Annotated in this window: 9 protein-coding genes and 1 pseudogene; 7 read left to right on the plus strand and 3 right to left on the minus strand. The window is 62.5% G+C overall.

Features of this window, described 5'->3' with window-relative positions:
- Positions 1 to 259 precede the first annotated feature (259 nt).
- Both traA and Q8M82_RS11705 read left to right on the plus strand, forming a co-directional pair.
- Positions 260 to 3,427, plus strand: coding sequence for a Ti-type conjugative transfer relaxase TraA (traA, locus tag Q8M82_RS11700; protein ID WP_305691527.1), 3,168 nt, complete (start codon positions 260 to 262; stop codon positions 3,425 to 3,427).
- Positions 3,428 to 3,432: 5 nt separating this feature from the next.
- On the plus strand, positions 3,433 to 3,912 hold the full coding sequence (locus Q8M82_RS11705) for a DUF6118 family protein (RefSeq protein ID WP_305691528.1): 480 nt from the start codon (positions 3,433 to 3,435) through the stop codon (positions 3,910 to 3,912).
- Positions 3,913 to 3,989: 77 nt separating this feature from the next.
- On the opposite strand, the gene Q8M82_RS11710 is transcribed toward Q8M82_RS11705, so the two are convergent.
- From Q8M82_RS11710 to Q8M82_RS11720, 3 genes are read right to left on the minus strand one after another with little or no spacing between them, the layout of a single operon-like run.
- On the minus strand, positions 3,990 to 4,421 hold the full coding sequence (locus Q8M82_RS11710; RefSeq protein ID WP_305691529.1) for a DUF411 domain-containing protein: 432 nt from the start codon (positions 4,419 to 4,421) through the stop codon (positions 3,990 to 3,992).
- Positions 4,422 to 4,446: 25 nt separating this feature from the next.
- Complete coding sequence (locus Q8M82_RS11715) at positions 4,447 to 5,901, minus strand: ATP-binding protein (RefSeq protein WP_305691530.1); 1,455 nt, start codon at positions 5,899 to 5,901, stop codon at positions 4,447 to 4,449.
- Entirely contained in the window at positions 5,898 to 6,665 is a 768-nt protein-coding gene (locus tag Q8M82_RS11720) for a response regulator (protein WP_305691531.1), read from the minus strand. The genes Q8M82_RS11715 and Q8M82_RS11720 overlap by 4 nt, the downstream gene beginning before the upstream one ends.
- Before the next feature lie 392 nt (positions 6,666 to 7,057).
- Here Q8M82_RS11720 and Q8M82_RS11725 point away from each other — a divergent pair, with 392 nt between their 5' ends.
- The 5 genes and pseudogenes from Q8M82_RS11725 to Q8M82_RS11745 form a co-directional block, all read left to right on the plus strand.
- Complete coding sequence (locus Q8M82_RS11725) at positions 7,058 to 8,536, plus strand: TolC family protein (protein WP_305691532.1); 1,479 nt, start codon at positions 7,058 to 7,060, stop codon at positions 8,534 to 8,536.
- A gap of 21 nt (positions 8,537 to 8,557) precedes the next feature.
- On the plus strand, positions 8,558 to 9,997 hold the full coding sequence (locus Q8M82_RS11730) for a multicopper oxidase family protein (RefSeq protein ID WP_305691533.1): 1,440 nt from the start codon (positions 8,558 to 8,560) through the stop codon (positions 9,995 to 9,997).
- Positions 9,998 to 10,025: 28 nt separating this feature from the next.
- Positions 10,026 to 10,514, plus strand: coding sequence for a cupredoxin domain-containing protein (locus tag Q8M82_RS11735; RefSeq protein ID WP_305691534.1), 489 nt, complete (start codon positions 10,026 to 10,028; stop codon positions 10,512 to 10,514).
- A gap of 29 nt (positions 10,515 to 10,543) precedes the next feature.
- Positions 10,544 to 10,822 (plus strand): copper-binding protein, encoded by a 279-nt coding sequence (locus tag Q8M82_RS11740; RefSeq protein ID WP_100962068.1) that lies wholly within the window; start codon positions 10,544 to 10,546, stop codon positions 10,820 to 10,822.
- A 1,021-nt stretch (positions 10,823 to 11,843) separates the two neighbouring features.
- Positions 11,844 to 12,305: pseudogene (locus Q8M82_RS11745) on the plus strand (hypothetical protein); the annotation flags it as partial.

Genomic DNA, 12,305 nt, shown 5'->3' on the forward strand with positions numbered 1-12,305 from the left:
GTCTCCATCAGAGTGAGCGCCCGATTCTAACGGCGACACCGCGACGAGCCAACCCCAAGCGCGAACATTGGATCAGTTCGAGGCAGGACCGCACGACGCGACATGCCAATCCCGTCGCCGGTCGCCCTAGCACAAAGCGTGCCGCGAGCGGACCACGAGAAGCGTCAGAAGCGTAGCGGATGATGCTTTAAGTGCGCACTTACGAGTTGTTGCACAACTCAGCGCCTGATACCGTGTTCGCGAAGCGGAGTTGCGCGCGTTGGCGATCTACCATCTCAGCATGAAGCCGATCAGCCGCGGCATGGGCCGCAGCGCGGTTGCGGCTGCGGCGTACCGCGCCGGCGAACGACTGACCAACGAGCGCGATGGCGTCACACATGATTTTACCCGGCGCGGCGGGGTGGAGCATTCCGAGATCGTGCTGCCCCGCGGGTCGGACGCTGAATGGGCGAAAGATCGGGCGACATTGTGGAATGCGGCCGAAGCGGCCGAGGCCCGGAAAGACGCCCGTGTGGCGCGGGAGTTCGAGATCGCTCTGCCGCATGAGCTTTCTGCGGACGAGCGGCTGGAGGCCACGCGGAGCTTTGCGCAGGGGTTGGCCGATCGCTACGGGACGGCGGTTGATGTGGCGATCCACTCTCCGCATGGCGAGACCGATGTGCGCAACCATCATGCCCATCTCTTGATGACGGTGCGGGCTGTCGGGTCCGAGGGGTTCCTGGACAAGACCTCGATCGAGCGCGAGAACAAGTGGCTTCTCTCCCAAGGGCTGCCGACCTCCTCGATGCAGATGCGGGAAATCCGCCAGTCCTGGGAGCAGGTCGCCAATGAGCGGCTTGCCGGTGCGGGGCTCGATGTGCGGATCGATCATCGCTCGCATCAGGAGCGCGGGCTGGAGATCGAGCCGACCGAGCATATGGGCGTCTTTGCCACCCAGATGGAACGGCGCGGGGTCGAGGTGTCGCGGACCCGGCTCGACGGGGATTCGGCGCGGCGCAATGCCGATCTGATCGCGGAAAAGCCCGATCAGGTGCTGACGCTGATCACGGGTGAGAAGAGCGTGTTCGATCGGCATGATGTGGCGAGGGCGCTGCATCGCGCGATCGACCAGCCTGAGGCGTTCCAGGCGGCGTTCGCCAAGGTGATGGCGTCAGACACCCTGGTCGAGCTTCAGGCGGAGCGGGTCGATCAGAACGGCGAGATCACGCTGGCGGGGTACTCGACGAAGGAAATGGTGGCGCTCGAGCGTGGCATGGCGGACGGGGCCATGCGGATGAGCGAGGCGCGTTCGCATGGTGTCGATGGCGCTCATGTCGAGGCGGCGATCGCCGTGCAGGATGTCGCGATCCGGCGTGGGGTGGCGGCCGATGCCGCCGGCCAGGTGGCGCGCGGCGTCCTGTCGGAATCCGATCGGGATGTTGCGATCGACCGGGCGGGTCTGAGCGACGAGCAGCGCCGGGCGGTGGAGCATGTCACCGGCGGGGAGCAGATCGCGGTCGTGGTCGGGCTGGCTGGCGCCGGCAAGAGCACGATGCTGGCGGCGGCACGCGACGCCTGGGAGCGGCAGGGATATGCCGTTCATGGCGCGGCGCTATCGGGCAAGGCGGCCGAGGGCTTGGAGGAAGCGTCCGGGATCGGGTCGCGGACGCTGGCGTCGTGGGAGCATGGTTGGAAAGCCGGGCGCGGCGAGCTCGGGCCAAAGGACGTCATGGTGATCGACGAGGCCGGCATGGTCGGATCGCGTCAGCTTGCGCGCTTTGTCGCCGAGGCGGAGAGCACCGGTGCGAAGCTCGTCATGGTCGGGGACCAGGAGCAGCTGCAGGCGATCGGGGCCGGCGCGCCGTTCCGCGCGATCGCGGAGCGGGTCGGGTTTGCCGGGCTGCAGGACATCCGCCGCCAGCGTGAGGACTGGCAGCGCGAGGCGTCAGGCGATTTTGCCCGGCATCGGACGGGCGAGGGGCTGTCTGCCTATGCGGAGCGCGGCGACGTCCGATTCAGCGAGACGCGCGATGCTGCGCGAGCGGCGATCGTCGCCGACTATATTGCGGATACCGCCGAGCGTCCCGAGGGATCGCGCGTGGCGATGGCGCATCGGCGTGTCGATGTCCGGGCGCTCAACGCCGATATCCGTACAGCGCGTCAGGATGCCGGCGAGCGGGCGCGCGGGGAGGGGGAGCAGGGTCGGCTCGGCCGCGAGCAGGTGTTCGAGACCAATGACGGCAAGCGCTCCTTCGCGCCCGGCGATCGGATTGTGTTCCTGGAGAACAATCGCGAGCTTGGCGTCAAGAACGGCATGCTGGGGGCGGTTCAGTCCGTCGAGCCGGACGTCATCACGGTCCGGCTCGACGGACCCGCGCGCGACAGGGGAGAACATCGCACGGTGTCGGTCTCGACGGGTCACTATGCCGCGTTCGATCATGGCTACGCAACCACGATCCACAAGACGCAAGGCGCGACCGTTGACCGCGCCTTCGTCATGGCGTCGGGCACGATGGATCGGCATCTGACCTATGTGTCGATGACGCGTCATCGCGATCAGGCGACGCTTTATGCCGGCAAGGACGAGTTCAAGAGCGGGATGGAATCGCTGTCGGCCCGGCTCGGCCGTGACGGGTCGAAGGAAACCACGCTCGATTACGCGGAGGGGTTTGCCGAGCGGCGTGGCATCTCCGAGCGGTTCGGGGTGAAGAGCGAGATCGAGGTCGAGCGCGGCGGCGAGGGGAACGGGCGGCAGCGGCCGGGTAGTGAGAAACCGCGCGAAAATCTTGGGCGGGCTACCGGAACCGAGGATCAAGCTGCCGATCGGCGTGGTGGTAGTGGTCGGGGTCAGGCGCAGGGGCGCGTCGCCGGCGGAGAGGGTGGTGATCGCGCCAGCGCCAGCGTGGAGAACCCGTCGGCGAAGCGCAGCATGTTCGCCGGGCTCAAACTCGGGAAAGGGCGTGGAGAGCCGCAGGAGCGCGATGATGCCGCGTCGGAGCGGAAGGGCGTCGAGAGGCCCGCGGCGCCTGCGTCAGGCTCTGCCGCGTCTCGCGTGCAGCTTCTGGCGGCCGTCGAGGGGTATGCGAAAGCCTATCAGGACGCCGCTCGGATGAAGACGGCCGATCTGCCGGTGCTTCAGCATCAGAAGCTGGCGTTGCGGAACGCCGGAGCGGCGATGGACAAGGCCCGGCCGGGATCGACGCGGGAACTTGCCTCAGTTCTGAAGCATGAAAGTCTAAGCCAGCGCGCTATGGCGGAGCTGAGCGGGCCGGCGCGCGCGGCGCAGCTTGTTGCCGGTATGGATCGTGAGCGTCATCGGCAGGTCCAGCGCGAGGCTGCCGAGCCGGGCTTGGAGGCTGGTGCTGGCAACACGGATCAGGGTAAGGCGGCCCGCGCGCCCGAGGCCGAGAAGCACGTCCGCGAGCGCGACAAGGGCATGGAGCGGTGAGCGTGATGATGAGCGATCAGGACGAGCCGGGGGAGGATGATGCGGCGCGCGCGTTTGGGGCGCTGCAGGCCGAGGTCGCGACCTTGCGCCAGGCCGTCGAGGCGTTGCCGGCTATCGTTGAAGGGGCGACGCGGGTGACCGACTACACGCCGACGCTCGGCGCCGTCGTCAAGGTGCTGACCCAGGTCGAGGCGCGGATCATCGCCATCCAGGATCATCCGGCGTTGAAGTTGACCCCCGAGCAGCACGGCCGGGCGATCGGGCGGGCAGGGGCCGAGGCGTTCGCGGAGGCCGCGCGTTTGATGCGCGACGAGGCCGATGCGCTTAAACGCGAGCGGATGCATCTATCCCAGATCGCAGGCAATGTGTTGACACGCCAGTTTCTATTGCGGCGGCAATTTTGGGTTGGCGGAACTGCATTTGTCGTAGGAGGAGTTACGGTAGCTCTAGTTTGGTTACTAATTTACACATACCGACTTGTATAAGAAAAATATCTGCTCTGTTAACAGATATATTAATCGCAATTTGATTAAAAAGCCGCGCAGAGAAGTTGATTTCAACATCAATGCTTTTCGAAAACACGAATCTGATCGTTCGGGCCGACCACAAGGGTGTCAAATTTCTCCGCAGCTACGCCCGGAACTTCCATGCCCGGCGACCCTACCGGCATGCCAGGCACAGCGAGGCCCAGCACCGCTGGGCGATCTTTCAATAGCCTGCGAATATCGGAAGGCGGAACATGTCCCTCAACGAAGTAACCATCGACGATGCCGGTGTGGCAGGACTCGATCCTGCCCGGGACTCCAAGAGCTCGTTTTGTTGCGGCCATATCCTGGCTTTCGACGACGCGTGGCGTGAAGCCGGCCTGCTCGAGATGCCGGACCCAAGCCTTGCAGCAGCCGCATGTGGGACTGAGATGGACCTCAATTTGCTGCGCGGTCGCCGGCAAAGCAGGGAGAAAGAAGGCGAGGAAAAAAAGCGACGCGCGGTTCATCGTGATCTCTAACCCGTTGGGCGTTTCAAGTCGAGATAGGTTTCGCCGTCAGGCGCGCTGCGGCTTCGTGCGTCGATATCGCCTCTCCGGCAATAGCGTGCGCCAGTAACTGTTCTGATTGGGCAAGCTGGGGCAGAATGATCGTCACGCGAAGGCCACCTTCCGGGCAGTTCGCGAGGGTAATTTCTCCGCCGTGGGCTGCAACGACAGCCCGGGCGATGGTCAGTCCAAGGCCGGACCCGCCGGTTTCACGCCCACGCGATTCCTCGAGGCGAACAAACGGCTGAAACACGCGCTCCCTATCGCCATCCGGGATGCCCGGGCCGTCATCTTCGACCGTGATTGCGAGACCGGACGGTGTCTCGGAAATCGCCACCCTGGCTTGCCCGCCATACTTCACGGCGTTGCCAATGACATTCCAGAACGCGCGCTTGAGCGACAGCAGGCGTCCAAGAACCCGGGCCTGGCTAATCCCGGTCAAGCTGACCGAATGTCCCTGATCGGCATGGTCGTCGACGATCGTCTCGATTACCGAAACGATGTCGATGGGCCTGATCACCTCGCTGGAAACGCCGCCGCGCAGGAACTCCAGGGTCGAATCGATCATGCCCTCCATTTCGGCGAGGTCGGCGTCGATGAGGTCGCGGGTCGCCTCGTCCTCCATCAGTTCGGAGCGCAGCCGCAGCCGCGTGATCGGCGTGCGCAGATCGTGCGAGACGGCCGCTAAGGCCTGCATTCTCTCGGAAACGAGGCGCTGGATGCGTTCGCGCATGGTGTTGAAGGCGCGCGCCGCGCGCCGGACTTCGGCCGGGCCGGTTTCGTCTAGCGGCTTCGGAATCTGATCCAGGCTGAACCGCTCGGCCGCAACGGCGAGATCGCGAAGCGGCCGCGTTGCCCAGCGCAATAGCAAGACCGCCACGACAATGATCGCCACACCGAAGCAGATTGTGACGGCAAGCACGCTCCAGTCTGCTTGCTGAGTTGCGCCGAGCGTGGTCGAGGAGAAATTGACCCAGGAGCCGTCATCGAGTCTGACCGAGACTAGCATCATGTGCCGGTAGGCATCGGCGTCGCCCGAATTGAGCGCGCCGTCGTCGGCAAAACCGAGGCGGAAGGATTCTGACGCCAGATCGGGGACGAGTTCCTTGAGCTTGGCTTCCATCGCCGCTGTCCGCTCGGTGGTGGGCGCAGTGCCGAGAACCAGGCTGACCTTGCTCCAATGGACCTCAAGACTAGCGCTCGTCAGATCATGCGCTGCGCGGTCGCGCTCCGGCTCCTGGGGGATGCCTGCGATGGCGCGCTTGATCGAAACGATGCGCTCTGCCAGCCCGCGATCACGCTGCGCGCTCGCCAGGCTCTCAACCCCGACGCGATAGGCCCAGTAGCCGACAAGATGGAATGCCAGCAGCGCGGCGACTAGGATGAGAATGGCGCGGCCGGCCACGGTGTCAGGGAAACCCTTCTGGAACATGCGAGTCATGCCGGCTGACCCTCCCGCGTCTGAACAGCGGGGGTGAACATGTACCCGGCACCGCGAATTGTCTTGATCAGCTGGCCGCCATTGGCGTCGGCCTCCAGCTTGCGGCGCAGGCGGCTGATCTGAACATCGATCGCCCGGTCGAAAGGATCGCTGTTTCTGGTCTTGGCGAACTGCATCAAGGCCTCGCGCGACAAAACCCGGTTGGCGTGTTCGATGAAGGCGACCATCAGGTCGAACTCGCCAGTCGATAGATCGACGAGCGTGCCGGAGGGCGAAACCAACTCGCGCCGCCGCAAATCCATTCTCCAGCCGTCGAAGACTACGAACTCGCTGGCGCGGCCGTCTTCGGCTCTGCGCATGGTGCGCGAACGTCTGAGCACCGCGCGAACTCGCGCCAAAAGCTCCCGCGGGCTGAATGGCTTGGTTACATAGTCATCGGCGCCAGCCTCCAGTCCAATAACGCGGTCGCTCTCTTCGCTGCGCGCCGTCAGCATCACGATCGGAACCTGCGAGGTGGCGCGAACATCACCACAAAGATCGAAGCCTGAACGTCCAGGCAGCATCAGGTCGAGAATAATGAGATCGATGTCTGCCTGTCTCAGGACATCGAGCATGACGCGTCCGTCGGGTGCGCCCGTCACTTTGTAGCCGTGGCGCTGCAGGAAGCGGGCAACCAATACGCGTATCTGCGGGTCGTCATCGACCACAAGCACATGGCCGTGGTCGTCAGCTGCGGAGGTGGTCGGGATATTTGTCACGAGCATCTTTCGAGCGGCGCAAGCGGATCTGCCGCACCTTACGGCCGGCCGGCAGATCGGCAACATAGCTGCGTTGCGCCGGATAGGCTCGATCTGCATTGCAACAATTTGTAACGGACAGGCCGCTCCGCCGTTGCTACCAAACGCCATCGAGGCTCTGGGATCGAACGAATCGCGATGGCCGTAAAACTTTCTCTCACCGTTTTCTCAGCGCTCGTGCTGGGAGCCTGCTCAGTCGCACCAGTGCCGGTCCATCTGGCACGGCCGGCCGATCCGAGTGCGCGCGTTCCAGCCGTTGGATACCAGAGCGTCACCGCCGGATTAACCTCGACGCGCCCGACCGACCCGAAAAATTGGCGCGAGCTGAACCGTAGAGTAGGGCCTCAACAGTGACTGCTATGGCTTCCTCTTTTCGATCCGATCAACGAATATCTACTGGCTCTATCCGCCGCTTCGCGCTCTTGACTGGTGTTGCCGTGCTTCTTGGAGGCTGCGCGACCTTCTCGGCAGATGGCGGTGTCGGCACGGCACAAACCATTGCCTACACCGAGCTGAACAAGGATGTCGTCAAGATCACAGACGACGCCGTCGCCGGCAGCGCCAAGGCGCGCGTCGATCAGCTCCTGAAAAAGCCCCTGAGCGCCGATAGCGCGGTCCAGATCGCGCTTCTCAACAACCGCGGCCTGCAGGCGGCCTTCAACGAACTCGGCATCGCCGAGGCCCAGATGGTGATCGCCAGCCTGCCGCCCAACCCGCGCTTCGGGATTTCGAAGCTGTCGGGTCGGTTCGAGGTTGAGATCGAGCGGCAGATCGTCGGCAGCCTGTTTGCGTTGGCGACATGGCCGGCGCGCGCCGACGTTGCCCGCGACCGCTTCCAGAACGCGCAGCTACGCGCGGCAGAGGCAGTGCTGAAGCTCGCCGCCGACACGCGCAAGCAGTATTACCGCTCCGTTGCAGCGAACGCACAGGTTGGCTTTTACGAGCAGGCAAAGTCATCGACTGACGCTGCGACGGAACTGTTCAAGCGCCTTGGCGAATCCGGCGGCATCAACAAGCTCGATCAGGCTAGAGAGTTCGCATTCGACGCCGAACTCGGCGCACAGCTCGCCCAAGCTCGTCTCCAGCAGCGCCAGGAGCGCGAAAGGCTGGTTCGGCAGCTTGGCCTTTGGGGCAATGACCTCAAATTCCGTATGCCAGCCTCGCTGCCTTCGCTGCCGCGCCTGCAGTCAGCCAAGGCGATCGAAGCGGAAGCGCTTCGCAAGCGCGTCGACATACAGATCGCGCGGGGGGAACTTGCCCTCCTGGCAAAGTCGCTTGGTCTGACCCAGGCGACCCGGTTTGTGAACGACATCGATTTGCTGGGCCGGCGCACCTATGACCGTGGCCGCAGCGTCCTGCCCGACGGAGATGTCGAGCGCGAGACGAGCCGCAGCCGCACCCTTGAACTCGAGATCGAGATCCCGATTTTCGATTTCGGGCAAAGCAAGGTGGCTTTGGCCGAGCAGACCTACATGCAGGCTGCGAACCGTCTGGCCGAAAAGGCCGTGAACGTTCGTTCCGAGGCACGCGAGGCCTATGTCAGCTATCGCGGCACCTATGACATCGCCCGGCAGTACATCAACAATGTGCTGCCTCTGCGGAAGATCATCCAGGACGAAGCGCTGCTGCAGTACAACGGCATGCTGATCGACGTGACGCAGCTCATAACCGATGCGCGGGGCCGCATCCTGTCCAATGTCGCGGGCATCAATGCGCGTCGCGACGCCTGGATCGCGCATACCGACTTCAAGCACGCACTCATCGGCGGCGGTTCGCCTGGAGGCGGCGGCGGAGCCGTCGTTGCGGCCGCCGGCGGCGGCGATGCGCCGGCCCATTGAACCTTTCAGGAGCAAGACGCCATGACGGATCTGTCACGTAGAGGTTTCATCGGATCCTCGGGTCTCGTGATCGCGGGCGCGGCCGCGGTATCGGGCCGCACTGCCTTTGCCGCCGTGCCCGAGGCGCCCACCATGACGAGCGCGGCCACGCAGGCCCCGCTCGTCCCGACCTCAGGCCCGGACTACCAGCCGGTGGCCACGCTGAACGGCTGGACGCTGCCCTGGCGCATGAACGGCGACTGGAAGGAGTTCCACCTCGTCGCCGAGCCGGTCGAGCGCGAGCTTGCGCCGGGCATGATCGCCTATCTTTGGGGCTATAACGGCCAGTCGCCCGGCCCGACCATCGAGGCCGTCGAGGGCGACAAGGTCCGCATCTACGTCACCAACAAGCTGCCGGAGAACACGACGATCCACTGGCACGGCCAGCGCCTGCCCAACGGCATGGACGGTGTCGGCGGCCTGAACCAGCCGCACATCCCATCGGGCAAGACCTTCGTCTACGAGTTTCTCCTCAGGCGCTCGGGCACCTACATGTACCATCCCCATTCCGACGAGATGGTGCAGATGGCGATGGGCATGATGGGGATGTTCATCGTCCATCCCAAGGACCCGGCCTTCCGCCGCGTCGATCGCGACTTCGTCTTCCTGCTCAATGCCTTCGACATCGAAGCCGGCTCATACGTGCCGAAGGTCAACACCATGCTCGACTTCAATCTATGGGCGTGGAACAGCCGCGTTTTCCCCGGCATCGACCCGTTCGTGGTGGGCAAGAACGACAAAGTCCGGATCAGGTTCGGCAACCTGACGATGACCAACCACCCGATCCACATGCATGGCTATGAATTCAAGGTCTCCTGCACCGATGGCGGCTGGGTGGATCCCGCCACAGCCTGGGACGAGGTCTCGATCGACGTCGCGGTCGGCCAGATGCGCGCCTTCGATTTCGTGGCGGACGAACCCGGCGACTGGGCGATCCACTGCCACAAGTCGCATCATACGATGAACGCTATGGGCCACTCGGTGAAGACTTACATCGGCGTCACCAAGAAGGATCTGGTCAGCCGCATTCGTAAGGCCGCGCCCGGCTACATGCCGATGGGCAGCAACGGCATGGGAGAGATGGGCTCGATGGAAATGGAGCTGCCTAAGAATACCCTTCCGATGATGACAGGATACTCGCAGTTCGGCCCTGTCGAGATGGGTGGCATGTTCTCGGTGGTGAAGGTGCGCGAGGGGCTGGCCAAAAACGACTACAAGGACCCTGGCCATTACAAGAACCCTGAGGGGACGGTCGCGTTCGAGTACAAAGGTCAAAAGCTCGCCGAGGCTCCTCGTGTCGAAGGGCCAAAACCCAATCCTGAACTTGCCAAATGGCAGGTGAAGGACCCACGGAAGCCCCGGCGTGGACCGGACGGCAAGCCCCTACCCGGCGCCAAGGTCGGTGGCCATTCCAATCATTGAGCATGACAACCGAACCTGGAGCGACCGCATGACGTTCAAATCCCCAAAGCTGACATTGGCTGCTCTTGCCCTTCTGGCATCGACGGCGCTTTCGCTCGCTGGGCCTGGCGGCGCCGGCCACGGCCATGGCGATGAGACAGCCTATGGCAAGCCCGGCGATCCGAAAAAGCCGTCAAGGCTGGTTCAAGTCGTAATGAGCGAGCGTGAGGGCAAGATGCTGTTCATCCCCGACCGGATCGAGGTTCGCCGCGGCGAGCAGATCAAGTTCGCCCTGCGCAACAATGGCGAGATCGACCACGAGATCGTCGTCGCCACGCTGGAGGACAACCTCAAGCACGCCATCGAGATGCAGAAGAATCCTGATATGGAACACGATGACCCGAACGCCAAGCGTCTGGCGCCCAAGAAGACCGGTGAGATCGTATGGGCGTTCACCAAGGCGGGCGAGTTCGACTTCTCCTGCTTGATCCCCGGCCATCGTGAAGCCGGAATGACCGGCAAGGTTATCGTCAAGTAGGCGCCAGCCTACTCAACAAGGAGCACACCATGCTGAAAATCATCTCCACGCTCGCCTTCGTGGCGTTCGCATTGCCGGCCCTCGCCCAGCAGGTCAATGGCACCGTCAAGAAGGTTGACGAGGCTGCAGGCAAGCTGACCATCGATCATGGGGCGATCAAGAACCTCGACATGGACGCCATGTCGATGGTCTTCCGCGCCGGTGACCCGGCCATGCTCAAAGGTCTGAAAGCCGGCGACAAAATCAAGTTCGACGCCGACCGGGTCAACGGCCAGATCACCGTGACGAAGCTGCAGAAGACCAAATAAGCGCTGCTTAAGCGCCGATCGAACTCCAAGCCGCGGCAGATTATAGTGCCGCGGTGAGGGTTTCTAAGAACTACAGCGAGAGCCTATGGGTGGTTTGCTGCTAATAACCATGCATGGCGTGATTTTGTTATTCGTTGATTCAGTCCAAGGTCTGAATCTAACATTGTTTTGGTTCGTCATCGCAGCTGCAACCGTAGGCTTGTTCGCTATCGTTTTGGCACTGTCTCGAAAATACACAGTTCCTTCACCTCAAGCGGAAGGCAAATCATGCTAGGACGGCTTCTTGCAATCTTGATCTCTTTTTCGCCAGCCGTATCAAGAGCTGATGATGGTGATCTGCAGCGCGCCTTGCTTGAGGCGGCCTGCGCCAACGCCAAGGTTACTCGTCTTCCGGCGGTTGGACGGAGTGAACTATACGAAGCCAATTGCTTTGGGACCTCGCATAAGCGCATCCAGATCGTCTGCATCGCAGGGCGATGCGTTGCCGATCGTCCGCCTGCCGGGCACGATGATACAGAAGAACAGAACTGAGACGCAGACTGAAGATCGAGTGTATAGCGCTTGGATAACTCAAAATCGACGCCTTAGCGGTCGAGATCTGTTATGGTCGCGAATGGAACTCTTCGCTCAGGCTGCGCGCTTTATCTTAGTCGGCGGCTCGGCCACGGTCATTAACTGGCTGGCCCGTTTCACGCTCTCTTAGGCGCGGATCCATCCCGAGCGGTTCCGGCACCTGATGCCGAAACCCTGGCCGCGGTTTCAAAGACGGATCTTATTCTATATCCTACATACCCAATTACAGACTCTAACGATGCTTTATTGCCCCTGAACCGACTGGCTATGGCGACACATAGACCTGTTGTTCTTTCGGCATTCTGGCGGGGATATATGCGTCAATGAAATTGTTATCCGGTAATTCTGATACCAAGTGACACAATGGTGCTAATGAATGTTTCGTTATAATTTTGTCGATGGATATGGGACTTGATGAATTGAGGCGGACTACTGGAACTGTCGTACAATGAACTTCGTTAATTTCTTTGTCAGCATCAACGACTATATGCATCAACTTGTCCATCAGATTGCTGGCCTCGATTATCCCCACGGCCACTGGATACTGTCTGCCGCAGCGATCGTCGTTTTCGTTCTCGCTCCCGCATGGACGATCGGACATTTGGGGAGAGCGCTGTTTCGGGGGGCATCCTCAGCTCGGAGGCGTCGAGCCCGGCTCGCCGCCGTGATTGGCAGGCCGGTCCCTGCTTCGGATCACGTTGGCGACGGAGAGCAACCCGGTCCGGGGACAGCCAATCCACCCACGGTCCGAAGCGAGGTCGCGCCGGTCACCCGTGATCCTTGGATGTTAGCCCTCTTTGTCGCGAGGGCCACGTCTCGTTATCAAGTCCTGCTGGTTCTTTTGTCCCTGTTGACGCTGCCCGCAGCCTGGTTCCTCCTCGATATCCCCAAGCACATCATCAATCACGCA

It is taken from the genome of Allobosea sp., assembly GCF_030694325.1.
GTDB lineage: Bacteria > Pseudomonadota > Alphaproteobacteria > Rhizobiales > Beijerinckiaceae > Allobosea.